Here is a 25,360-nt window from a genome sequence, read left to right on the forward strand (position 1 = left end):
TTAAGCAAGGGAAATTTGTTTTTCAGGAAAATAAAAACAATAAAATGTAAGCTTTTTAATACCATTAAGTGGTATGACCATTTTTTTGTAACTCCAATAAAAAGCAAACCGGTCATTTCAAATGACCGGTTTACTTAGTTTAAAAGAATAATGAAATAAACTCTTCTTTTTTTATATTACCAAAATAACGCTGTATATCTATGTTTGCTAAAGCTGCTTCAAAATCTTGTTTAACAAACTTTCGTCCCTGTAAGATTTGCTCCAAGTCCTGTACATCCTCAACTCCAAAGAAGTCACCATAAATTTTACATGTTTTGACGACCCCTTTTTCTACTTCCAAGCGAACATCAAGCTGTCCAACTGGAAAGCGATGTGAATGCTGTACATTACATTTTGGAGACTTACCGTAATTCCAATCCCAGTTTCTATAGCGCTCCTCAGCTAGTTTATAAATCTCTTTCCAATCCGTATCCGTAAGCTCATAAGATGGAATATTTTTCGTTTGAAAAATCGTCTCAAGTAATAACTGCCTGAATTGTTCTATTGTCATCTGTTCTTCTAAAAACTCGCTAATATTTGCAACACGACTGCGAATGGATTTAATCCCTTTTGATTGAATTTTATCCATTTTTACGTTTAATGCGCCTACAACATCTTCAATGTGAGAATCAAACAGTAAAGTGCCGTGACTGAACATTCTTCCTTTGGTGGAGAATTGTGCATTACCGGAAATTTTTCTGCCCCCCGCTAAAATATCGTTACGCCCGCTCAGTTCGGCATGTACACCAAGTTTTTGCAACGCTTCAATTACAGGCTCGGTGAACTTTCTAAAGTTATGAAAACTTTCTCCATCATCTTTCGTAATAAAGCTGAAATTAAGGTTACCTAAATCATGATACACTGCGCCTCCCCCAGATAGTCTGCGCACAACGTGAATACCTTTTTCTCTTACATAGTCCGCATTAATTTCTTCCGCCGTATTTTGGTTTTTCCCGATAATAATAGACGATTCGTTAATATAGAAAAGTAAGTAAGTTTCATTAATATCTAAGTTCTTTAGACAATACTCTTCAATTGCCAAGTTAATTGTTGGGTCTGTAATCCCTTTATTATCAATAAATAACATACTCCCACCTCATGCATTCCAAATATAACCGCTTCGTGCCAGTTCAATAGGTCCATCATACACAATACGCGCTTCCTTTACCAAATCAGCTATATTGCCCGCATGCGGCAAATGCGTCAGTAACAACTGCCCTACTTTTGCCTCCTGTGCAATCTGACCAGCTTCTGTACTATTCAAATGTCCTGCATTTGTCCCATTCTGATGTGCATACATATTGCACTCGCAAATAAATAAGTCTGCTCCTTTTGTGAACGGCACCAACTCAGGTAAGTAGCTTGTATCAGCTGTATATACAATTGTGCTTGTTCCTGCTGTAATTCTCATCGCAAAGCATGGTACAGGATGCTTAGTCGGCAAAAATGTAATCGTAAATGGACCAATTTGTAACTCTTCTTTCGGATTGTACGCCATACCTGCTGTATAAGGAGCATGCGTTAAAGACGCAAAACCTTGTTGATCCAATTCATGCCCGTAAATCGGTAAGGTAGGAAGCTTTTCCCCATTAAAAAATTGAATGAGGCGCGCATATTGTAAAACACCGATATCTGCAATATGATCGTGATGATAATGAGATACTAACACTGCATCTAACTCGTCTATCCCTATATATGTTTGCAATTGTGACAGTACACCACTGCCGCAATCAATAAGCAATTTAAACCCCTCATACTCCAACAAATAACCTGATGTCGCTTCTCCAGCTTCTGGATAACCACCCCAAAAGCCTACAACTGTAAGTTTCATTTACTCACATCCTCTCCTTTTCAGTTTTTACAATGCTCTTTAACTATAATCGTTTTGGTGGACATTTTCATCATTTTTAATTTGTTATAAAACAGTTGTTGACTAAATATAATTGTATTAATACAATAGAAATAACAAAACGAATGGGGGAATCGTTCATGTTACAAAATCCAATGGAGTTCTTTAGAAATTTACCACCAAAAAACTGCTGCAAGTGCGGTAAGGAGATTGATGAGCAACACGAAGCGTACCACAATCAATGCGACGACTGCATTCATACAGGAGAATATTGATTATAGCAAAGCATTGCATAAAAAAGCATCGCGGTATATATACCGCGATGCTTTTTTATGCTAACATCATCATATTTTTCACAGTCGATCCTTTTACGACGAGCTCTAAATCAAACTCGTAGATTTCTTTATGACGGTATCGTTTTGTGACAATCTTGTCCATCATCACTTCAATTACTTTATAGGCCATTTTATCTACAGGCTGACACACTGTTGTAATAGCTGGTTCGGTAATCTCTGACAGCAATTGATTATCAAATCCTACAACAGCAAGTTGTTCCGGTACATGCCATAGATTGCGCTTTGCTTCGGATATGATACCTGCTGCCACTTCATCACCGCCAGCGAAAATAGCTGTTGGAATTTTGTTCATGTGAGAAATCGTATGGAATACACGGCGTCCATCCTCAATATCGTATGCATTTTCAATAAATTCCATATACTCTACTTGTAGCTTATGTTCCGCTACCGCTCGTAAAAATCCCATTTTACGATGCTGTACAACCATGCTTTGCTCGCTACCGCTACAGAATAACAGGCGGCGATGCCCTTGCTCTAGCAAATGTTTTGTCGCTTCGTAAGCGCCTTCAATTTGATTAAACTTAACCGTCGGTATTTTCGCTTCTTCTGCGTACTCGTTACAAAGTACGATTGGGCCATGTTCTAGATAGGGTTCGACATGCTCCCATTTATTTTGAAGTGAGCACAAGATGATACCGTCTACTTGTTTCGTAGCTAATAACTGCAAATACTCCAACTCTTTTTCAGGCAAATAACGCGTTTGACAAATAATTAGTTTATATTTGTATTCCGAAGCCGCCATCTCGAGCGACTCTATTAACTTACTAAAAAAGGGATTCGTTACACGGGGCACTAAAACAGCAATTGTTTCTGCCTTTTGCTTGCGTAGCCTCCGCGCAGCAGAATTCGGCACAAAACCGAGCGTATCCATCGCAACTGCAACCCTTTTCTTTTTATCATCTGACACGTATGGATGATTGTTGATTACGCGTGATACGGTTGTTCGAGATAACCCCGCCAGCTTTGCAACGTCCTCAATTGTTGACACAAAATTTCCCCCTTAATAATGTAAGCGTTTCCGTTTTACATTATATAGGAAGAAAGAAAAACTTTCAATGCATAAAACAGAAAAACGCCTGCAGAAGCTGCAGGCGTTCACTTATTCGGTATCAACCATTCGGCCGAAGTAACGTTTATGAATAATGGTAAGTGTAACGATGGTTCCAAGTGCCATCACACCAATATACGCACCTAAGATAGCAGCGTTTTGCCACATAAATCCAAAATCACCACTCGAAATCACAGCTTTAAAGCCTGACACAGAATACGTCATTGGTAACCAAGCATTGAATACTTGAAGAGCTTTTGGTACCAATTCAATTGGGAATGTACCTGCACTGGTTGTTAATTGCAAAATCAACACAATAATCGCCATGAAGCGTCCTGCGTCACTAAAAGCTGTAACAAGAAACTGTACAAGCGCAATGAAGGTTAGACTTGTTAAAATACTGAATAGAATGAAATATGGTACGCTTTTCACTTCAATATCAAGCCCAACAAACAAGATCAGATCTGCGACAAGCGCTTGAATAATACCTACACCTAGTAAAATACCAAACTTGCTAATAAACCAGCTGAAGCCACTTTTTGGCTCGCCTACTGTTTCACGAAGCGGGAACACAATGGAAAGAAGCAACGCACCTACAAACAAACCTAGTGATAGGAAGTATGGTGTAAAGCCCGTTCCGTAGTTCGGCACTTCTGCTACCTTTTCTGTTTTCACTCTAACAGGATCGGCAAACATATCATACGTGTTTTCATTTGTTTTTACTTCCCCTGTTTCTTTTGCCGCATCGCCAAGCTTAGAAGCCAGCTCGTATTGTCCGTCTAAAATCTGTTTAGAACCATCTGCAAGTAATGGCGCTCCATCTTTTAATCCGCCGAGCTTTTCTGTTAACTGACCAGATCCTGCCGCTAGCTGACCAGATCCTGATACAAGCTTATCTAATCCATCAGATAATTTTACCGCACCATTTGCAAGTTGCGGTGCTCCATCTTTTAATCCACCCAGTTTTTCAGTCAATTGACTAGATCCTGCTGCTAGTTGACTAGATCCTGCTGCTAGTTTACCTAATCCATCAGATAACTTTACTGCACCCTCAGCAAGCTGCGGTGCACCTTGGTTTAACACACTCAGTTTCTCAGTCAACTGACCAGATCCCGCTGCTAATTGGTTCGCACCTTGACTAATTGCTGTTGTCTTTTGCGCTAGTGTCGCATTGCCTTCAGAAACAGTTTGGGCACCACCAATTACTTGCTTATTACCTTCAATTAATTGTTGTACTGCTTTTTGCATTTCTGTTTTATAAGGCTCAGGAAGTTCATTCATTTTTTGATTTAAAGCCTCTAAGCCGGCGCCGATATTCTTTGCACCTTCTGCTGTTGCAGCCGCACCTTTACTCAATTTCTCAGCACCGGTTTGAAATGCAGGCATTCCAGCTGCTAAATCTGACGCACCCTTCGTAATTGTCTGGGAACCCGCATATAGTTGAGGTGCACCTTGGCTTACTTCACTCAATTTGCTTGCAAGTGTTTGCGAACCAGTATAAAGTTCTGCCGCACCGCCTTTTAGCTCATCCAATTTGTTGGTGATAGTTTGCGCACCATCATATAGCTTTGGTACACCATCTTTTACTTCATTTAATTTATCCGTCAATGTTTGCGAACCAGTATATAACTGTGTCGCACCGCCTTTTAGCTCACCTAATTTGTTCGTAATCGTTTCTGCACCATTATATAACTTTGGTACACCATCTTTTACTTCATTTAGTTTATCCGTTAATGTTTGTGAACCATCGCGAAGTTTGTTAGCACCATCAGCTGCTTGTGCTAAGCCATCAGACACCTTTGTAATATCAGCAAATACCTTTTCTGCATATGTTTTGCTTACTGTATTTGCTACTTCCTGCTTCAGCTTATCAATAGCTGTACCACCGATTTGTGAAGAAAGAAAGTTTAAGCTTTCGTTTGGAATATATTCAAGCTCCAACTTCTCAGGATTTGTATCTAATAATGTTGTTGCGTTTCGTGAGAAATTTTCTGGAATACGTACAGTCATATAGTATTTACGATCGTCCATCCCTTTTTTTGCTTCTGCTTCACTTACAAATTCCCACTTAAAATTATCATTTTCCTTTAATTCCTTTATAAGGTCATTACCTACCTGTAAATTCTCACCGTCTTTTGCAGCTCCTTCGTCCATATTTACAACGGCTACAGGTAGATCATTTAGTTGCTCATATGGATCCCAAAAGGCCCATAAGAACATGCCTGCATACAAGACAGGAATAAATAGCACACCTAGTAAAGGAATCAACAACTTTTTGTTTTTAACAATCGCTAAGAACTCTTTCTTTAGCAGCGTTAATCCTCTCATTATTGTTTCTCCTCCTAATTATACATTTGACCGTATTGTTCATTTAGTCATTTTTCTCGTAAGAAGAAGGACCATCATTTTGATAATCCTTTCAATAAATACAGCTCGAACAACTGTGCAATTTCTTCTTTTTCAAGTGGCTGACGTGTTCTTTCCCAGTCAAAAATGAGCGATATATACAAGCGCAGCATAACAAACGCTGTAATTTCAGGATCGCATTGTCTTATCTCGCCCTTAGCAATCGCCTTTTCTAAATAGGTACTGATGTATGAAATAATCGCACTATCCAGTTTCCGCATCATTTCTTGTACTTCCGGGGTACCAATTTCTCTTTCCTCTTGTACAAGCTTAATCGTTAACTGATGTTCTTTTCGAAATTCCAATATACGATATAATGTACGATGAACATTTTCAAAAAATGTCCCTTCAGAGTCTATACATTCGTCTGCTACTGCTTTCATCTCCAAAATTAAATGTGAAATGATTTCGCCAAACAACTCTTCTTTGTTTTTAAAGAATGTATAGATGGTTCCTTTTCCGACATTTGCTAAGCGAGCTACATGATCCATTGTCGTTGCTTTGTAACCGAATGATGCAAAGGATTGTGTGGCCGCTTCTATCACAGCTCGCCTTCGATCTATCGCCATCTTCTCACCTCAAAATGACCAAATGAACATTTTGGTCAATTAGTATATATGTATACTATCACAGTCTCCTCCGGATGTGAAGCAAAATTATTTTTAAAAGCTAATATAAACATTTTCACTAGACGATACAATGTACAAAACATATAATTACTTTACACAATACATGTACAATATGAATTAGAGAGGAAATATGATGAAACAACGAATTATTGTTTGGTTTCGAAAAGATTTTCGTTTATATGATAACCCCGCTTTGTATAGTGCTGCCCTAAGAGGTAAAGTTTTACCAGTATATATTTATGACGAGAAATATGAAGGGAGCTGGCGTACAGGAAGTGCAAGTAAATGGTGGCTTCATTCTGCTTTATATGATATTAAGGAGCGTTTGGCGGAACTTAATATCCCCTTCATTATACAAAAAGGCAATTCGCTTACTATCTTACGTAAAATAATTCGTGATACAAATGCCGATGCACTTTATTTAAATGTACGCCATGAACCACATGCCTATCAACAAGATCAAGAAATTATGAAGCAACTAAGGCAAGAAGATATTGTATGTCATACCTTTGAATCTCACCTCTTGCTTCCATCTCATACAGTTAAGAAAGCAAATGGAGAGCCTTATAAAGTTTTTACACCATACTATAAAGCATTTTTGAATCAGATGGTACCAAAACCATTCCCAATTCCAGAATTAACATCTTTTTCTTATGAAGATACTCTACAAATTGAAGATTTGCAATTGTTGCCAAAAGTAAACTGGATCGATGACATTGCAAAAAATTGGGAGCCTACTGAACGTGCAGCTTACGTTAAATTGCGTACATTTGCATCACACAAACTCGTTGATTATGAAATGGGACGTGATTTCCCTAGCCATGCACTTCATTCTGCTATTTCACCTTATTTGGCATTCGGGCAACTTTCACCCCGAGCAGTCTATCATTATATTGCCTCAAAACAAGAAGGACATGCATTTATACGTCAGCTCATTTGGCGAGAATTTGCCTATCATTTGTTACATCATTTCCCACATACTGTAACAGAGCCTCTTAACGGAAACTTCCAATATTTCCCTTGGCGTGACGATGAAGATTCTTTCGAAGCTTGGTCAAAAGGACGAACGGGATATCCACTTGTTGACGCAGGGATGCGAGAACTCTGGGCCACTGGATTTATGCATAATCGCGTACGCATGGTCGTTTCTTCGTTTCTAGTTAAGCATCTTCTAATTCCGTGGCAGAAAGGTGCTGCCTGGTTTTGGGATACACTTGTGGATGCTGACTTAGCCAACAATACAATGGGATGGCAATGGGTTGCCGGTAGTGGTGCGGATGCTGCACCGTATTTCCGAATTTTCAATCCCGTAACACAGGGTGAGAAATTTGATGATACAGGGGAATACGTGCGCAAGTGGGTGCCTGAACTTGGCTCTTTACCTAACAAATATATTCATAAGCCTTGGATCGCACCAAAAAACGTTCTAGATGAAGCAAATGTAATCCTCGGTATAACATATCCTTACCCTATTGTAGACCATGCTGCTGCTCGTGCCCGTGCGCTGCATGCATATGAAGCGATGAAAAAATCCCTGTCCTAGGACAGGGATTTACTTCAGGATGCCTTGCGTACCTTTTTCAAATCTATTTGTGCTACAACTGGATCATGATCGCTAACCTTACCGTGCTCATACATAAACTCGGCATTGATATGAACAGGCTGTACCTTTGTATATAACGCCGCATTGTTCGTTACTAAAATATGATCTAATACTTGAGCATTACCATCATGAATATACGTATAGCGAGTTTCAAGCGGTAATGTTTCCATCATGTTTGTCATAATATCGCCTTTTAGTGTTTGCAGTGGCTTGGAAAATTGAAAATCGTTCATATCTCCTACCGCTATTACAACTGCATTTTTCTTTGTGTCTACAATATTTTTCATAAAACAATTTACTTCTGTAGCCAACTCTACACGCTTTGACTCACTGCCAAGTACAATCGGTTGAATTTTTCCAAATGGCGTTGCATCGCCAATTTTAGAGTTTAAATGATTGGAAATCACTACAAAGTTTTGTCCTTTAAATTGAAATTCAGCAGCTAGAGGCTTTCTTGTATCATTAAATAACGGATTGTCAGTCCCAATTCTCATAGGGTTTTGCGGCAATAAATTTTTATGATCAGCAGACTGAACAAATTGAACGCGTGTTGGATTATACAAGAAACCTACACGGATATTTGCACCTGGTGCCCCTCCGTCTTGATTATTCTCAGGCGCAACATCAACATATTTATATCCTGGACCTTTATTGGCGCGAATTGCATCAATCAGACGCTTTGCGCTTAAAGAAGCATCCGTTGTACCGTCATTTACTGTTCCGTTATTATCCTGCATTTCCTGTACAGCAATTATGTCAGGCATATTCAAATTGTGAATAATTGCTGCCGCTAAGCCTTGTACCTTTTCATCAGAGGTTTGTTCCGGATTCGCAGAGAAATTTTCAATATTAAATGTTGCTACTGTTACTTTATCAATAGCAGGCTTAATCGCTGAGCGTTCACGTTGCAAACCGCCGTCCTGCAATTCAGGCAACTGTCCTATAGGAATGATACGATAATTACCGTAATCATAACCCACTACTCCTGTAATATTTCCTTTAAAAAAGTCTCCAGCCTTTGCAACAAATGTTCTTCCTGCTTTAATCGATAGACGTTCTGGATTGTAATCACCCGCTGCAAGTATTGGTGTTCCACCGCGTGTGCGAAGCTCAGAAGTACCATTATCCACAGTCACAAAAACATCACCATATTTTTGCGGACCAGCTACTACCGCTTTGCGTACTTCCACTAGCATACCTTCTAGACTTTCATAAAAATCAATGGCATCTTCGCTAGGATCAAAAACAGAAAACGAATCATTGTCTATTATTTCACTAGGAATATGCAAACCATCCTTACCTAGAACAATCGAGCTTGGCAAAACTACATTGGACTCTTTAACTGTTAAACGGCTTGCCTTAATCTGTGTACCCGCTAGGTCGGTTTTCATTTTATCTGAATAACCCGCACCGACATATTCATCCACTTCTCCGTCAACTGCAACAAGGTCTCCTGGTTTCACACCAGACTGACGCTTGAATATGTAAATAGCTTCAGAAGTTGCCATATCTTCATCAGGTTTTATATCTTGCATATAAAAACCGTTATTATCTACTACTGTTACAACACCTTCGACATCAAATACATTTTTTCCTTCATATGGTGATATATGACTTGTACCTTGGATATCATGTATACGCACAGGCTTTTCGTTTTTAACTAAGAATGCGGCTGTCGTTATATTAGAGCTTGCCAAACCTTCTTTTACCGCCATAGCCTTTACAACAACATCCTTGCTAATTGTAAAAGGTGCTGTGTACACCAGGCTCTGCATCGTTGGTGTCATGCCATCAAGTGTATAATAAATAGTGGCTCCTTCCGTAGATGTAGAAAGCGTAACCGTTGCACCTTTATCTACTGTACCGCCGTTTGGACTGATTTGAACATCTTGTACTTTTTCTTGTTGTCCGCCCTCAAATTGATACGCCGTAACCGACTTTAAACCGGGACTACTGAAATATAATTCAAGCGTGCCTGTTAAGCGAACCTTTTTCCCCACATGCTCAGGATGATCTTTTACATTTACCGCTTTGCGTACTTCACCTGGTGGCAACTGAACAGGCATAATTTTTGCAGGGTCTGTTTCCCCCGGTTCGTCTGCAATTGCAATATTTGTATCAGCAAATTTTGACGAGTCATTTGTATATTTAGAAGGGCCTGTAGTATATCCGATGATATACCCTTCCACCACTGCATTGACTTTGCCCGTGTTTTTAAATGCCTCAATTGCTTCTTTAACCGTCAAAACTGTTTCCGCTTTAATACTTGGAACCATAAGCGGAAAAACTAAAAGCACTGCGAACAAGACTAAGAAAAACTTTTTCAAACCCGTTTCCTCCTCAAATTTACGTTTGCCGTTTTTTTCCGGCCTTTCTATCATACCATCCTTTTCTTATTGACAAAGTTATTTATTGCAAATTTACAAAATTTTAAAAAAACAAATTTTATAGATTGAGAGAGCTTGGTTTTAATCACCGTAATAAAACGTTGTATTTCCATATAATATTTATCACAAAAGCATTATTATGCAGAGAAAAAACCGCCTATAACGATCTCCTCCTACCTTTTGTATGTGATATTATATGTTACTCTCTTAGAATTGGTGGCAAGCATTGTCGCCCAATCTACATATGAATACAGGCAACAAACGAAGCAATGAAATATAAAAGAGGCTGGGACAAAAGGTTTTCAGCCAAAGAAAAATCCGAACTATTAGTCGGAATTCTCTACACAGAATTCGATTTAGTTCGGATTTTTCGTTTATGAGTGTTCGTTATTCTCTATTCTTTGGGCTTTAGAGCTGCAGGATGCAGTTGTTCCGGCATCTTTTATATGACTTTTATTATCTGATGATTCAGTACATGATTTATAACATGTGCTGCAGCTTGTTCACCTTGATCAATACAATCAGGTAATCCTGCACCGCCATAAGAGCTACCGGCTAAATATACACCTGGGAGTTCTTTGCTCATAAATTCGTTAATCTTCTGTAAACGTTGCTTATGTCCGACTGTGTATTGCGGCATTGCTTCCTGCCAACGACTTACAACAGCAAATTCGGGTTTCTGATCAATATCCATTGTTTTCTCTAAATCTTGTAGCACAATGTCGGTTAACTCTTTGTCCGGTTTTGTCACAATATCTTCATCGCCCGGCTTCCCGACATAACAGCGCAGTAATACTTTCCCTTCTGGTGTTGTATGTGGCCACTTTTTATGGGTCCATGTACAAGCGGTAATGGAAAAGTCACTATTACGTGATACGACAAACCCAGTTCCGTTGATATCACGTTTAATTGCTGCAGTGGGGAATGCAAGCGCTACGTTGGCAACGGTAGTCGACGGAATCGCTTTAAATTGACGAAACTCATTATATTGTGGAAGCAAATTTGGTAGCATTTTATGAGACGCAGCAACAATAATCGCACTTGCTTCTATCTCCTTGCCGTTACTTAATAGCACACGGTACTGTTCCCCATTCTTCGTAATACGTTCTACACGCGTCCCTTTTAATACTGTCCCTGGCTGTAAACGAGATTCAAGTGCTTCAACTAAAGTACCTAGACCACCTGTTAATGTTTGAAAAATTCCTTTGGTACCTGATGGTTTTTTGGGTGCAATTGTTTTCATACCAAGGACAATACTTCGATATTTTTGCTCAACTTGGTAAAATTGTGGAAACGTAGACATAAGACTCATTTTATCAATATCTCCGGCATAAATGCCGGACAAAAGGGGTTCAATTAAGTTTTCAACAACTTCATTGCCAAGACGGCGGCGAAAAAAAGCACCTAGCGATTGATCTTCTGTCTGTTTGGAACGAGGCAATATAAAATCAAAACCAGCTCTTAGTTTTCCAACAGGAGAAAATAAACCAGAAACAAGAAAAGGTGTAATTTGCGTAGGTATTCCCATCATAGAGCCTTCCGGAATACCGTGCAACTTGTTGTTAACAAGCACGTAGGATTTGCCTGCTGTATTGTTAACCAGCTGCTCGCCAAGCCCCAATTCTTGTGCCAAACGTCCTGCGCTCACTTTTCTCTCTAAAAAGGAGTCCGGACCTCTCTCAATTGTGAACCCATCACGATGTACGGTTTGAATTTTGCCACCAAGATGTCCTGCAGCTTCAATCAATACCGTATCTATTGCCAATCCTTTTGCTTTAATTTCCTGCTGCAATCGATATATCGCCGTCAAACCCGTTATGCCACCGCCAATAATTACAACCTTTTCCATATGCAACGCCTCCTGCCCTGTACTACTCTGCAACGTGAATTGCTTTTTTTATCACTGTATCTGCTAAGCACGCAATGAATTCTGGCTTTGCGTTCGGCATTTCAGGTCGATAATAGCTGGCACCGATTCGATCTGTGACAACCTTACACTCAATATCGTTGTCATACAACACCTCTAAATGATCAGCCACAAAGCCGACAGGAATGTATACAAATGCCTTATAACCATGTTTCTCATGTAAATCAGCTGTTAGGTCCTGCACATCAGGTCCAATCCACGGATCAGGTGTATTGCCGGCACTTTGCCAGCCAACTTCATATGCTGTAATTCCTGCAGCTTCTGCAATTAACTTTGCTGTTTCTGCAAGCTGCTCAGGATAAGGATCACCTTGTGCAATAATTTTTTCTGGCAAGCTATGTGCAGATACAATGAGTACCGCTTGTTCACGTTCTTCCGGAGGCATACTTGCATAGGTGTCCTTTACCTGCTTTGCCCAATATGCGATAAATTTAGGCTCTTTATACCAGCTTTCAATATCATAAATAACTGGACCACCGATTCTTTCTGATTCTTCTTTCGCTCGTCCATTGTAAGATTTTACACTAAATGTAGAATAATGAGGCGCTAACACGATACTTACCGCCTCTGTAATTCCATCTTCTTTCATTTGTTGTACCGCATCTTCAACAAACGGTTCAATATGCTTTAAACCAAGATACATTTTAAATTCAATATGATCTTGCATTTTATTCAATTGCTTTTCTAGCGCATGCGCCTGCTCCAGCGTGATTTTTGCAAGGGGTGAAATACCACCGATTGCACGATATCTTTCTGTTAATTCCTCTAACATCTCAGGGCTAGGCTTTCTGCCTCTGCGAATATGTGTGTAATAACGTTCGATATCTTCTTCCTTATAAGGTGTGCCATATGCCATGACAAGTAAGCCCATTTTCTTTTTCATGTTGTTCCTCCTTGCTTATCGCAATTGTCCCGCAGAATATTCATGAACAAATGCTGTTAACCTTCTCAGCGTGTCTGGGTTTACTTCTGGGAACACGCCATGTCCTAAATTGAACACGTAGCCAGGTTGCTTCATTCCCTGATCTAAAATGGCTTTCGCGCGCACTTCAATTTCTTCCCACGGACACAATAAGATAGCTGGGTCTAGGTTTCCTTGAACTGCTTTATGAATCCCTCTCGCTCTCGCTTCTTCAATTGGTAAACGCCAATCAAGTCCTACTACATCAAGAGGCAGATCATGCCATTCATTCGCTAGGTGACTTGCACCAACCCCAAACATAATGAGTGGTACATTAAGCTCACGAAGCTCTGTAAAAATGCGCTCCATTGTCGGCTTAATGTATAAACGATAGTCCGCTACATTTAAAGCCCCTACCCACGAATCAAAAATTTGTACAGCTTTTGCACCAGCTGCGACTTGTGCTTGTACATACGCAATCGTCATATCCGCAAGCTTTTCCATTAGGGCATACCATGCTTTCGGTTCTGCATACATAAAGGATTTTGTTTTATTATAGTTACGCGACGGGCCGCCTTCAATCATATAGCTTGCTAGTGTAAATGGTGCTCCTGCAAAACCGATGAGCGGTACAGACAGCATCTCCTTTGTAAGTAAACGAATTGTCTCTAATACATAAGGTACATCTTGCTCCGGATGAATCTTCCCGAGTTTCTCTACATCTTCTAAGGAACGGATAGGATTGGCAATAACCGGACCAATACCAGCTTTAATATCAACATCCACACCGATAGATGGAAGCGGTGACATAATGTCTTTATACAAAATGGCTGCATCAACGTTATATTGGTCCACCGGCAATTTGGTGACATATGCGCAAAGCTCCGGTTGATGCGTAATTTCAAACAACGAATACTTCTCTTTTATTTTGCGGTATTCCGGCTGCGATCTTCCAGCCTGTCTCATATACCAAACTGGCACATAATCCGTTCGTTCTCCCCTACAAGCTCTTAAAAACGTATCATTAAATTGTACCAAAAACCCCAAACTCCCTTCCTGTACGAATGTATACATGGCTGTCACAATAAATATCTTATTTTACTATACCTTCTTGCACTATAAATTGCACAAAGAAATGTCCATGTTCATTAAATTGCCACTTTTTATGCTCAAATTTTGTCATAAAACGTATTTTGAACAAACATACACCCTATTTTCACAAAATTCATTATAACATAAATTTATTATATTCAGCGCTTCTTCGCTTTTGTTTTTTCCCCTTCTTGCTTAGTTTGTGGATTGTATGGAACCACATAAAACGTAGATACAGAAAAAATATTAATACGTTTCACATCGTAAAAGCCTTTTCCCGTAACAGTAGCAATTGGCTGCGAACTACCTTCTTTATAAATACGGTACTGTACTCGTTTATCTGAAAGAGGATTCCACGTAATCTTGGCTGTAAATAAGCCGAGTGGTGTAAACGTTACTCGCATTTGTGCCTCTTTTAAAGAAGTCATTCGAATTGGCTCTCCAACTTGCTTTACACCATCCGGTTTTTCGAATGAAGCAAAAGCTTCGGCTTCCGTATTCATTAAAATCTTTTTAAATAGTGTTGTAGGGTAGCTACTGCCTCCCTTTATATAGTGGGAAGCGTCGGTTCGATCATACCCCATCCAAACTGCCCCCACAACACTAGGCGTAAATCCGACAAACCAAGCATCTCTGGCCCCTTCTTCTTGCCCAGAAATGGAGGTTGTTCCTGTTTTTCCTGCTAATGCGCCATCATAACGACCGACTTTAGCAGTTCCTTCTTTGACTGCTGCCTCCAGCATTCTTGTCATATACCATGCCGTTTGTTCAGAAAACAGTTTCTTTTCTTCATAGTGCGCCTCTGCAATCGCTTCACCTTTTTGATTTAAAATTTTGCGAATGACATGCGGCTGCACAATACGTCCTTTAGCCCCAAAAGCTCTGTACATCTTCACCAAATCAATTGGTGAAACACCTTCTTTTAGACCACCAAGCGCTGCGCTTAATCCGTCCGTTTCTATTGCAACATCCGCAAGTTCTAAATATTTTTTACCTGTAGCAAGACCAATCTCATTTAATAACCATACAGCCGGCACATTTGCAGAATCTTTCACTGCGTCATACATTGTAATCTCTTTGGAATAGCGATCATTATAATTACGAGGCATATATCCGTTAAAATCCTGCTTCTCATTAGTAAGCAAGGAGTATGGCTTATACTTCTTGGTATCCATCGCAGGTCCGTAAACCAAAATGGGCTTAATCGTTGAACCTGGTTGTCTTTTTTGATACACGCGATTCCAGCCGCGTGGCACATATTTCCTTCCCCCTAACGCTGCCTGGATAGCACCGGTTTTGCTGTCCATTAATACAAAAGCCCCCTCAATATCAGAACTTTGTTTTGGAAAATTACGTTGGTCTTGAAATAAATCATATGCTTTTTGTTGCAACTCTTTATCTAAGCCTACAACAAACGTGTATCCACCTCTTAATACTTCTTCATACGATAAATGGTATACATCCGCAGCCTCTTGAAACACCATATCTATGTAAGATAAAAAAGGTTGTTCATCTTTTTTATTAGCCAAACGAAGTGATAACGTTCGCCCTTGATAGTGAATAACTTCTTCAGCTGATAACGATCCCGTTTTATGCATTTGTGTGAGTACTAAATTACGACGTTCCTTACTTTCTTGTGGGTGCAAAATAGGAGAGTACGTACCAGGCGCCTTCATAAGCCCTGCTAAAAGCGCTCCCTCTGCCACATCCAGTTCATCAGGCTGCTTTTGAAAATAAAATAGGGAAGCTGCCTTAATACCGTATATACCATGACCGAAATATACTTGATTCAGGTATAGCTCTAAAATTTGCTTTTTTGTGTATCGTCTTTCTAAATTCATAGCAATCGCAAGTTCTTTAATCTTACGAGACCATGTTTTTTCATTGGTTAGAAACACATTTTTGACGACCTGTTGCGTAATTGTGCTTCCTCCTTCTACTTTTTCACCAGCACGTATATTTTGATAAAGAGCACGTATAAGAGCAGTTCCATCCATACCATGATGCTTATAAAAGCGTTCATCTTCTATTGCTAGGAATGCCTGTTGTACATGAACAGGTACATCTTCAAGCAAAATCGGCTCCCGATTTTGTGTATACATTTTTGTAATTTCATTTCCCTCTTCATCTACAATACGGGACGTGGATTGTAACACAAGTTTTCTTTCATCTATAGCATAATTACCGAATAAAATTATGACAAAGTATCCCATACATGCTGTAACAAACATGAATGCAGCAACACCGATTATCCACCAGCCTTTTTTCAATGCAGTTACCTCATTTCCGCAATATAATTACTCCTTAGTATTCATCATTTATTTTCCTTTATGTACCAAAACGACAGAGTTAGACATTTCCTGAGAAATAAAATGAGCCTGCATCAGCAGACTCATTCTTTATGCTCATTCAGCCATCTCATTTGATAGCATTTTATCGTAATATCACCAAGACGCTGTAGCAGGTTATAATTTGCATAAGCCCCCACCGGTGCGCCAATAAACGGAACAAGCTGTAACATTTTTACAAAATCGATATAATCACGATATTCCTGCTGAAACTTACGCCAATCCATATGTCGCCCTTTTTCTTCTTCCCAATTCTCTACAATAGAAAAGATATCGCGGCGATGCTCGTCACTTGAAAAGGCCAGCTGAAAGATGTGTAACAAAAATAACCGTTCCTCTTCTTTACTTGTATCATATCCGTACAGCGTTGCTGCATCAAACAGAAATTTAATTTTAATCGTGAGTAATAGAGGAAAATCAGCTAACCCAAGCAGAATGCCTCCCGCTCCGGTACCAGCGCCTTCTACTGCTGCGATTTTTTTATAATCTTCTATCTTCTTTTTAACGCGTTCGTCCCGCTCTTGTAAGGTCAAAGCTTTATTTTTTAGCACTGGCTGAATAAAATCAGTACCAATGACAATTCCTTGCACCATTTTCTTCATCGTTTCTGTAATAATGGCATGCGCTTTTTCTGGAATCAGTTCCTGCACCTTCGTTTGTACCTTTTTAGAAAAACGATTTACAAGTGAAGACTCTTGCATCATCTCTTTTTTCCAAGTAGCAAGGTTGTGCATAACTTGTTGTTCATATACGTTCATTATTATCACCTCTGTATTTTGCGCTTGCCATATACGTACGTAAACCAGAAAGCCACTGCAATATTGCCGATTGTCAGTGCTCCTGTCATGAGCCAGTGCTTTGTGGCAATCGCAAAAACAATTATGAGTATGGTAGCTGCTACAAGTAACAATATAAAGAGAACACGTAAAAAGGATTGTTTTCTCATTACTTCAGGTACAGGATATAGCCCTACCCATAGCTTTAAACTATGCTGTCTCCAAAGGCTTAATGCTTGATACCCTAACAAGTAAAGAAATAAACTACTGAGAAGCATCCGTCCGTATAAAGACGGTACTATATATACAAGAATAGCTCCTAACGCAAGTAAGCGTACATATATACCCAGATAATTGCCTGACCGTAGAAAGGTTCGTGTGTACAAGAACGTGTATGTACTTCTTTGCTGAAGTGGAACCATATTTGCAACAAAGTCTAACCAAGGACGGCGACGCACTTGCTCTTTTAACGCAGGAACATCTGTAAACATGTTGGCAATGCGATAAAATAAGAGCATCCGTCGATTTTCCTCTTCAATTAAATACTCCCAGTGCAGTCCTTTGCCTTTTTGCTTTCTTTGTAGTAAAAGCAAATACAGTACCATTGCTACTACAATCGTTCCCACGATAAAAATCGAATTATGCGTAGCTGCAAAAAACATTAACAAAAAGTTGAAAAAAAATCGAATCATACGGTCAAACCGTCTTACATTATGGTTCATATCAAAGGAACTTTTCCAATAGCCCATTAGGTTCCAAAGCTTTGCAAGAATCGCAAGTAATAACAAGACGAGATAGCTTTGAACGTTTCCCAGCGTTTTCGTGTATAACGGTGCAAATGCCGCAAAAAACAAAACAAGCACATACAGCTGCATCACATAGGAAAAGCGAAATGCTTTCTGTATATAGATACCAAGCTTCTCTTCAACCTGAAGTAAAAATACAAGATCGGCAGACTTAAATAATGTTTGAACAGATCCTGCTGTCAGCACAAAAGAAAGCACAAGCGCTATGATAAGTGCAGAAGGAAAATCCGGAGATAAGGTATGTAGCCATTCTCTATAATAATACGTACCAAGACCAAGACCAAATACAAGAACAATACTGATATGATCATTAAAAATGTAACGGCTATACGTTCGAATATTGGTAAGAAACAATATGAACCGCTGCTTCCATAATTCATTCGTGTTCATGGTCATCGTCCTTTGTAAGCGCAATATAGATATCATCCAATGTAGCACTTGGCATAGAAAATTGAAGGCGTAGCTCCTCTAAGGTTCCTTTTGCCCGTACCTGTCCGTGATGCAAAATGACAAACGAATCGCAATAGCGTTCCGCAGTAGCTAAAATATGTGTGCTCATTAAAATACCCGCACCACTTTTTTTCGCTTTATCCATCATTTGCAGCAAAGATTGAATACCGAGCGGATCTAACCCCAAAAATGGCTCGTCTACAATATATAACGAAGGTTGCACAAGAAAAGAGCACATAATCATTACCTTTTGCTTCATCCCTTTGGAAAAGTGAGAAGGAAACCACTTTAAGCGATTTGTCATGCGAAATTCTTTTAAAAGTGCCGGAACTCTTTCCTTATATATCTCCTCAGATAAACCATAAGCCATAGCCGTTAGCTTTAAATGCTCCTCGAGTGTTAACTCTTCGTATAGAACTGGTGTTTCTGGTATATAGGTAAAGCTAGCCCGATACAAGGTAGGGTCTTCTGCAAAGGTTTTTCCACCAATTGCAATCTTCCCCTTCCTTGGCTCCATCAGACCAATAATATGCTTAATGGTTGTACTTTTTCCTGCTCCATTTAATCCAATAAGTCCCACTAATTCCCCGGAAGCGATGGAAAACGAGACATCCTGTAGCACCGGCCGCTTCGTATATCCTCCTGTAATACCTTCAATGCGTAATAATGTATCCATGAATCACCCTCCTCTGAAGCAATATATATCCATCTTACCAAAAAAGCTGACTAGAATGCACATTTGAAAAAGCAGTGTTCCTTTACTGATAAAAGTTTTTATAAAATGACTGCATACTCTTTGCAATTGTGGACATGATAATTAGTGAGGAAGGGCGATATTGAAAAACACAAGCCGAGCAAATGAGGACGTGTAGGAATCATTTTGAAACGGGGTGTCGATTAAAGACCAAGTAAGAGAAACGTAGCATTTTGTTGAAAATGAGGTGTTTGTCGGAGAGTAGAGATATCTGTTTCTCTAACAGCAATTCATGATTGGAAAAGGCATATACTTCAACCGTAAATGGGGTGTCTCGAGCAGAGCAGAGAAGTGAAAATGCGCAAATTTTTCCTAGCAAATGAGGTGTCTCCTAAAGGTATAATACGATAAGTTTTTCAATACTCCTTTCTCATACGGCAGGAAGCATTTTGCTTCCTGTTTTTCTATTGTATCTCACATAAATATGATAAAATACGCCTAAGAATATGTAAGAAAGGGTGATTAATATGCATCATTCAGAAAATTGCTTGTTCTGCAAAATTATTGCAGGTACCATTCCAAGCGCCAAAGTATATGAAGATGAATACATGTATGCATTTTTAGACATTAGCCAAGTAACAAAGGGACACACTCTTGTTGTACCCAAAATACATAAAGAAAATATCTTTGAACTTACGCCAGAAATAGCCGCCAAAACCTTTGCTGCAGTTCCAAAAATTGCAGAAGCCATAAAAAAAGAGTTCAACCCAATTGGATTGAACTTATTGAACAACAACGGAAAAGATGCTGGGCAGACAATTTTCCACTTTCATATCCATATCATTCCGCGCTACGAAAAAAATGATGGATTTGATGTAACTTGGAAATCAAATGCGGATAATTATACTTCAGCTGATTTACAACAAATCGCTGCTTCTATTGCACACAACTTGTCATAATGGCAGTATCAATTCTCTGTTAACTATCAACATTACGTTTTAGCACAGTTTCTATAACAAGAATGCAAGAATTAATAATACAATCGCAAGACTAACGTAAAGCCTTGCTTTTCGTTTTCGTACAAGTGGTGGCGGATACATACTTTTTTCTGATAAGAGTAAGCCTGCACGAATAAAACAATACGCACTCACTATAACCAACAGGAACAACATGGATCATCCCTCCTACTCTACACATATGCATGTTGTCCCTTATTCATGAAAAAATTATCAGGGGGTATTATATGTCAAAAGCAACAGCATTTTTTACAGGTCTAATGGTCGGAGGTGCTGCAGCAGCAATCGCTGTTTTATGTACCGCCCCTTCTTCTGGAAAAGACTTTCGTAAAAAAGTAAAACAAAAAAGCAATCTTGCTAAACAGTCTCTAGGTGATCTAAAAGATCAATCGTTGCTATTAAAAGATCAAGTCATACAAGCTGCTTCTGAAAGTAAGATTGTGTTTAATGACTTAAAGGAAGATATGCAACATGCATTTTCAACTTGGCAGCAGGAAATTAAGCCTAACAAAGCGAATATTGAACAAGAATTAAAGGACATTCAAACTTCACTGCAACAACTACAAAATGCCGTGCCACCTAAGGAATAGTAAAAAAGCCAGGATTTACAAATCCTGGCTTAAACAAAAAATTTTAACAATTCTAACAAAAGTTCTTTATTAATTTTTATTTTACTGGCATAATAGATAATAATGAAGTAGATTGAGAGAAAAGCAGGTGAGTTAATGAAAAACGGGGAGAAGAGTTACTCAATAAAAGAAGCTATGATTTTTAGTCAGCGTATCGCACAACTATCAAAAGCTTTATGGAAATGCGTAGAAAAAGATTGGCAACAATGGATTAAACCGTATGACTTGAATATTAATGAGCACCACATTCTTTGGATTGCGTATCACCTTAAAGGAGCTTCTATTTCTGAGATTGCTAAATTTGGCGTCATGCATGTTTCTACTGCGTTCAACTTTTCCAAAAAATTAGAAGAAAGAGGCTTACTTATTTTTTCAAAAAAAGAGGACGACAAGCGTAACACATACATTGAAATTACTGAAAGCGGCGAAGAGTTGTTATTAACCCTTATGGAACAGTATAATCCTGAAAAGAATTCTGTTTTCAATGGTGCGCTCGCACTTCGGGATTTTTACGGTAAATTTCCAGAAAATATCGAATTAATGGCGATTCTGAGAAATATATATGGTCAAGATTTTATTGATATCTTTGAAAAATCATTAGACAATATTGAAGAAAATTTTACTGAACAAGATAAAAAGCTCATTAAAAAATAGGATACATACATTTATAATTTATTTACTTCTTTAATGGAAGCGCTTTTTTATTGTAAAAAGCGGTATTGTCCGCTTTTTACGATTCAAATCTTCACAATATTAACCCTCCTACACACGACTCCCTTTCATACTGACTAAAGCCAAAGGAGGTGTTTTCTTGCTTATTTTATTTGCACTATTCGCGTGCTTCATTCTGTTTTATATAAACGTATTGACGCATCAGCTATGTGTACGCAAAGCAATCACACCCACCCGCGCCATCCGTTTATTTCGTGTCATCAATATCTGTGTTACGATTTTATTAATATCCGCTTATGTTAGGGTGTTTGTCGCAATTCATCTTATCTAAGCATACATAAAAAACATCGACCGCATATTGGCCGATGTTTTATGTTTTTTACATTTACAATTAGTACAACCAAGCCGCACCTACGATGATCAACAAAATGAACAATACAACCACCAATGCAAAACCGTTGTAGTATCCCCCGCTCATGCTTCACACCTCCTTGTTCATATAAATCCGCTACAGCGAATTCATATTGAAGTATGATATTGTATGCGCTTGTCGCCATAATGGATTAGGTATTTACCCAGAATTTCAATTAATACATGTAAATACATCCAACAATAATCAAAAGAATAAATAAAATAAGCAATATGACAAAACCGCTATTGAAATCCATAGATACCCCTCCTTTGTTTATCTGCGGTATCATATGAAAAGAAACATCCTTTTGCCCATAAACATTGAAACTTTACATATATACCCTAAATTTGCAAACAAAACCGACAAATGTTGCGCTTTTTCTTTTATTTATGAGATAATAGGCGAAGGAGGTCAACCACTCAGAGTCTATTTTCTGATGGGAACATACTGTAAAATACATAAAGTAGGAGTGTTAACATGAAGAAAGCAATAATTGCACTGGCAGCTTCGAGCGTATTTGCTCTTTCCGCTTGCGGCTCTTCCGATACAATCGTGAAGTCTAGCTCCGGAAATGTAACAAAGGAAGAGTTTTACGATGCAATGAAGGAACGCGCTGGACAAGGCATACTAAAGCAATTAGTGATTGAGAAAGTGTTTACAAAGAAGTATAAAGTAAGTGAAAAAGATGTGGAAAAAGAGTACGAAGATGCAAAGAAGCAATACGGAGATCAATTTAAAGAATTACTAAAACAAAGCGGCATGACAGAGGATTCCTTTAAAAAGCAAATTCGTTCCAGCCTTGCTTTGAAAAAAGCGGTTGCTACAAGTTTGACTGATAAAGAATTAAAAGAGCATTATAAGCCTGAAATTAAAGCAAGCCACATTCTTGTAAAAGATGAAGCAACTGCTAAAAAAGTAAAAGATCTTTTGGCACAAGGACAATCCTTTGAAGAGCTAGCAAAACAATATTCTGAAGATAAAGGTTCCGGCGAAAAAGGCGGCGACTTAGATTACTTCGGTCCTGGTCAAATGGTTCCTGAATTTGAAGAAGCTGCTTACAAGCTGAAAAAAGGTGAAACTAGTGAACCAGTAAAATCACAATACGGTTATCACATCATTAAGGTAACTGATATTAAAGAATTAAAGTCGTTTGAGGAAGAAAAGGCTAAGATTAAAGATAAGCTTGTTGAAGAGAAAATGCAGGATTCTGCGTTCATGAATGAGCTTGTTGATAAAGAATTGAAAAAAGCCAATGTAAAAGTTGAAGACAAAGACTTAAAAGACGCTTTAAAACCAGCTGAACAACCTGCTGGACAATAATAAAACGAAAAAGAGGCTGGGATTCAGCCAAAGAAAAATCCGAACTATTAGTCGGAATTCTCTACACAGAATTCGATTGAGTTCGGATTTTTCCTTTATGAGTGTTAGTTATTCTCTATTCTGTCGGCTTTAGACTGACATAATTCAGTTATGTCCCGGCCTCTTTCATTTAAGCTCCTACAGAATTCGTATCATCTTGATCGACAGGTTGTATCGCAGCACGAAGCGCATGCTCTACTTCTTTACTGTAGGTTACTTTCTCCTGAGTACTCCAGCCTAAACGCTTACTCATATATTGAATAACACCATCTTTACTGCGGTATGCGCGGTCGATGTTAAAGAACACATCGCCTGTACGGCGAACCAAGAAATCCGTCGGCTTTACTGTCATCTCATAATCGAGTGCATATACAAGCGGGATAAATACATCGACTGATAATTGATACACCTGCGCTTCCTTCTCGTGCTTGTCATACAAATCAAATAATATATCTACATTAGAACCGTAAAAACGAGCAAACTGCTCAGCGATTTGTTTGGTCAATCCTCTTTGCTGTCCTAGTCTCGTTTTCTCGGCAACAAATGCTTCAAACCCTTTAGAACCTCCGACATCTCCTCCTGAAATAGGCATTGGTTTCGTTTTACAGGACTGATAACGTGCACCTGTTTCTTTTTGTAATAAATCAGCCACAAGGTCTACCACCATTTCTGCCATTTTACGATAGCCTGTGAGCTTACCTCCCGCAATTGTAATGAGACCACTTGGAGATTGCCAGATTTCATCTTTTCGCGAAATTTCCGAGGCATTCTTTCCTTCCTCGTAAATCAGAGGACGTACACCAGCCCAACTGGATTCAATATCCTGTTCTGTAATCTTCACACTTGGAAACATATAATTAATTGCATTGATAATATAGTCTCGATCCTCCGTCGTCATACGCGGATGCGCGGCATCTTCCTTATAAAACGTATCGGTTGTACCAACATAGGCTTTTCCCCCTCTAGGGATCGCAAATACCATACGGCCGTCTGGTGTATCAAAATAAATGGCTTGTTGCAAAGGGAAACGCTTTTGATCAATCACAAGGTGTACCCCCTTAGATAATTGCAATTTCTTACCATTGCGTGAGTTATCTTTTTCACGGAGTAAATCCACCCATGGACCGGCTGCGTTAATTATTTTTTTTGCGTATACATGATACGTAGCGCCATCAATTTGATCAACAGTCTTTACACCGATCACTTTGCCATTTTCATATAAAAACGAATCGACTTTTACATAGTTAAATGCTTTTACACCCCTATTTACAGCCTCTTTTAACACTTCCATCGTTAATCGAGCATCGTCCGTGCGGTACTCTACATAATAACCGCCGCCTTTTAATCCAGCTTGCTTGACAAGTGGTTCGCGCTTCAATGTTTCCTCCTTGCTCAACATCGTTCTGCGTTCATTCTGTTTTACCCCTGCCAAGAAATCGTACACACGTAGACCAATTGATGTACTAAGCTTCCCGAATGTACCGCCTTTATGAATCGGAAGTAGCATCCATTCTGGTGTTGTGACATGCGGTCCGTTTTCATATACGATTGCTCGTTCTTTGCCTACCTCTGCTACCATTTTCACTTCAAACTGCTTTAAATAGCGAAGACCGCCATGTACAAGCTTGGTAGAGCGGCTCGATGTGCCTGCAGCAAAATCTTGCATTTCAAATAGCACGGCTGACATTCCCCGTGTCACTGCATCAAGTGCAATACCACACCCTGTAATCCCCCCGCCAATAATTAATACATCCACATGCTGTTTATTTATATTCCTTAACTCTTGTTTGCGCATTCTACTTGAAAATAAAGTTCCCATCACTTTTTCCTCCTTTTTTTATGCAAAGGCTCTGTTAAAGTTTGTTGTTGATTTCCGTTACGGGGGTTCGCTTTCCGTGGGCGGTCAAGGAGTTTCCTCAGCACTATGCGCCTGCGGGTCTTCCTTTGAATCGCTTTTCCCG

24 protein-coding genes are annotated in these 25,360 nt (G+C 39.1%); 7 read left to right on the forward strand and 17 right to left on the reverse strand.

Going from position 1 to position 25,360, the window contains the following annotated elements; translation table 11 throughout:
* Nucleotides 1-139 precede the first annotated feature (139 nt).
* Nucleotides 140-1,126, reverse strand: a complete 987-nt coding sequence (gene lplA, locus EEJ45_RS12910) for a lipoate--protein ligase (RefSeq protein WP_124565225.1) — start codon at nt 1,124-1,126, stop codon at nt 140-142.
* A gap of 9 nt (nt 1,127-1,135) precedes the next feature.
* Nucleotides 1,136-1,870 (reverse strand): MBL fold metallo-hydrolase, encoded by a 735-nt coding sequence (locus EEJ45_RS12915; protein WP_124565226.1) that lies wholly within the window; start codon nt 1,868-1,870, stop codon nt 1,136-1,138.
* A gap of 158 nt (nt 1,871-2,028) precedes the next feature.
* Between EEJ45_RS12915 and yhfH the strand changes: the two genes are divergently transcribed.
* Nucleotides 2,029-2,163 (forward strand): protein YhfH, encoded by a 135-nt coding sequence (gene yhfH / locus EEJ45_RS12920; protein ID WP_124565227.1) that lies wholly within the window; start codon nt 2,029-2,031, stop codon nt 2,161-2,163.
* A 55-nt stretch (nt 2,164-2,218) separates the two neighbouring features.
* Here the strand turns inward: yhfH and EEJ45_RS12925 are convergent, their stop codons facing one another.
* The 3 genes from EEJ45_RS12925 to EEJ45_RS12935 all read right to left on the reverse strand — a co-directional run bounded on the left by EEJ45_RS12925 (nt 2,219) and on the right by EEJ45_RS12935 (nt 6,267).
* Entirely contained in the window at nt 2,219-3,232 is a 1,014-nt protein-coding gene (locus tag EEJ45_RS12925) for a LacI family DNA-binding transcriptional regulator (protein ID WP_124565228.1), read from the reverse strand.
* Nucleotides 3,233-3,343: 111 nt separating this feature from the next.
* Nucleotides 3,344-5,620 (reverse strand): YhgE/Pip domain-containing protein, encoded by a 2,277-nt coding sequence (locus EEJ45_RS12930; protein ID WP_124565229.1) that lies wholly within the window; start codon nt 5,618-5,620, stop codon nt 3,344-3,346.
* 74 nt (nt 5,621-5,694) lie between these two features.
* Nucleotides 5,695-6,267, reverse strand: a complete 573-nt coding sequence (locus EEJ45_RS12935; protein ID WP_124565230.1) for a TetR/AcrR family transcriptional regulator — start codon at nt 6,265-6,267, stop codon at nt 5,695-5,697.
* 193 nt (nt 6,268-6,460) lie between these two features.
* Between EEJ45_RS12935 and EEJ45_RS12940 the strand changes: the two genes are divergently transcribed.
* On the forward strand, nt 6,461-7,870 hold the full coding sequence (locus tag EEJ45_RS12940; RefSeq protein WP_124565268.1) for a cryptochrome/photolyase family protein: 1,410 nt from the start codon (nt 6,461-6,463) through the stop codon (nt 7,868-7,870).
* Between the two features lie 14 nt (nt 7,871-7,884).
* Here the strand turns inward: EEJ45_RS12940 and EEJ45_RS12945 are convergent, their stop codons facing one another.
* From EEJ45_RS12945 to EEJ45_RS12980, 8 genes are all read right to left on the reverse strand, one after another.
* Nucleotides 7,885-10,311 carry a DUF6359 domain-containing protein gene (locus EEJ45_RS12945; RefSeq protein WP_380018301.1) on the reverse strand — a complete coding sequence of 809 codons (2,427 nt, stop codon included), beginning with the start codon at nt 10,309-10,311 and terminating at the stop codon, nt 7,885-7,887.
* 448 nt (nt 10,312-10,759) lie between these two features.
* Nucleotides 10,760-12,166 carry a protoporphyrinogen oxidase gene (hemY, locus tag EEJ45_RS12950; protein ID WP_124565231.1) on the reverse strand — a complete coding sequence of 469 codons (1,407 nt, stop codon included), beginning with the start codon at nt 12,164-12,166 and terminating at the stop codon, nt 10,760-10,762.
* Nucleotides 12,167-12,188: 22 nt separating this feature from the next.
* The gene (gene hemH, locus EEJ45_RS12955; protein ID WP_124565232.1) at nt 12,189-13,127 is read right to left on the reverse strand and encodes a ferrochelatase; all 939 of its coding nucleotides are present in this window, start codon (nt 13,125-13,127) and stop codon (nt 12,189-12,191) included.
* Between the two features lie 15 nt (nt 13,128-13,142).
* A complete protein-coding gene (gene hemE / locus EEJ45_RS12960; RefSeq protein ID WP_380018302.1) occupies nt 13,143-14,183 on the reverse strand; it encodes a uroporphyrinogen decarboxylase in 1,041 nt (346 codons plus the stop codon).
* Nucleotides 14,184-14,395: 212 nt separating this feature from the next.
* On the reverse strand, nt 14,396-16,507 hold the full coding sequence (locus EEJ45_RS12965) for a transglycosylase domain-containing protein (protein ID WP_380018303.1): 2,112 nt from the start codon (nt 16,505-16,507) through the stop codon (nt 14,396-14,398).
* A gap of 122 nt (nt 16,508-16,629) precedes the next feature.
* Nucleotides 16,630-17,343, reverse strand: a complete 714-nt coding sequence (locus EEJ45_RS12970; protein ID WP_124565233.1) for an EcsC family protein — start codon at nt 17,341-17,343, stop codon at nt 16,630-16,632.
* Between the two features lie 5 nt (nt 17,344-17,348).
* Complete coding sequence (locus EEJ45_RS12975; protein ID WP_124565234.1) at nt 17,349-18,557, reverse strand: ABC transporter permease; 1,209 nt, start codon at nt 18,555-18,557, stop codon at nt 17,349-17,351.
* Nucleotides 18,544-19,293 carry an ABC transporter ATP-binding protein gene (locus tag EEJ45_RS12980; protein WP_124565235.1) on the reverse strand — a complete coding sequence of 250 codons (750 nt, stop codon included), beginning with the start codon at nt 19,291-19,293 and terminating at the stop codon, nt 18,544-18,546. The genes EEJ45_RS12975 and EEJ45_RS12980 overlap by 14 nt, the downstream gene beginning before the upstream one ends.
* Nucleotides 19,294-19,838: 545 nt before the next feature.
* Here EEJ45_RS12980 and EEJ45_RS12985 point away from each other — a divergent pair.
* Nucleotides 19,839-20,270: an HIT family protein gene (locus tag EEJ45_RS12985; protein WP_124565236.1), complete on the forward strand. Its 432-nt coding sequence runs from the start codon at nt 19,839-19,841 to the stop codon at nt 20,268-20,270.
* Nucleotides 20,271-20,321: 51 nt separating this feature from the next.
* Here EEJ45_RS12985 and EEJ45_RS18495 read toward each other — a convergent pair whose 3' ends face one another.
* Nucleotides 20,322-20,483 carry a hypothetical protein gene (locus EEJ45_RS18495; protein WP_164464283.1) on the reverse strand — a complete coding sequence of 54 codons (162 nt, stop codon included), beginning with the start codon at nt 20,481-20,483 and terminating at the stop codon, nt 20,322-20,324.
* 71 nt (nt 20,484-20,554) lie between these two features.
* Between EEJ45_RS18495 and EEJ45_RS12990 the strand changes: the two genes are divergently transcribed.
* The 3 genes from EEJ45_RS12990 (at nt 20,555) to EEJ45_RS13000 (ending at nt 21,959) form a co-directional block, all read left to right on the forward strand.
* Entirely contained in the window at nt 20,555-20,917 is a 363-nt protein-coding gene (locus tag EEJ45_RS12990) for a YtxH domain-containing protein (protein ID WP_124565237.1), read from the forward strand.
* Nucleotides 20,918-21,052: 135 nt separating this feature from the next.
* A complete protein-coding gene (locus EEJ45_RS12995; RefSeq protein WP_124565238.1) occupies nt 21,053-21,610 on the forward strand; it encodes an HTH-type transcriptional regulator Hpr in 558 nt (185 codons plus the stop codon).
* Nucleotides 21,611-21,767: 157 nt separating this feature from the next.
* A complete protein-coding gene (locus EEJ45_RS13000) occupies nt 21,768-21,959 on the forward strand; it encodes a hypothetical protein (protein WP_124565239.1) in 192 nt (63 codons plus the stop codon).
* A gap of 60 nt (nt 21,960-22,019) precedes the next feature.
* Here the strand turns inward: EEJ45_RS13000 and EEJ45_RS13005 are convergent, their stop codons facing one another.
* Nucleotides 22,020-22,106 carry a YjcZ family sporulation protein gene (locus tag EEJ45_RS13005; RefSeq protein WP_124565272.1) on the reverse strand — a complete coding sequence of 29 codons (87 nt, stop codon included), beginning with the start codon at nt 22,104-22,106 and terminating at the stop codon, nt 22,020-22,022.
* 109 nt (nt 22,107-22,215) lie between these two features.
* Nucleotides 22,216-22,317 (reverse strand): YjcZ family sporulation protein, encoded by a 102-nt coding sequence (locus EEJ45_RS13010; RefSeq protein WP_124565273.1) that lies wholly within the window; start codon nt 22,315-22,317, stop codon nt 22,216-22,218.
* 200 nt (nt 22,318-22,517) lie between these two features.
* On the opposite strand from EEJ45_RS13010, the gene prsA reads away from it, so the two are divergent.
* Nucleotides 22,518-23,360, forward strand: coding sequence for a peptidylprolyl isomerase PrsA (gene prsA, locus EEJ45_RS13015; RefSeq protein ID WP_124565240.1), 843 nt, complete (start codon nt 22,518-22,520; stop codon nt 23,358-23,360).
* A 169-nt stretch (nt 23,361-23,529) separates the two neighbouring features.
* Here prsA and EEJ45_RS13020 read toward each other — a convergent pair whose 3' ends face one another.
* Nucleotides 23,530-25,218 (reverse strand): glycerol-3-phosphate dehydrogenase/oxidase, encoded by a 1,689-nt coding sequence (locus EEJ45_RS13020; protein ID WP_124565241.1) that lies wholly within the window; start codon nt 25,216-25,218, stop codon nt 23,530-23,532.
* Between the last annotated feature and the right edge of the window lie 142 nt (nt 25,219-25,360).

Source organism: Ectobacillus antri, from assembly GCF_003852715.1.
GTDB lineage: Bacteria > Bacillota > Bacilli > Bacillales > Bacillaceae_G > Ectobacillus > Ectobacillus antri.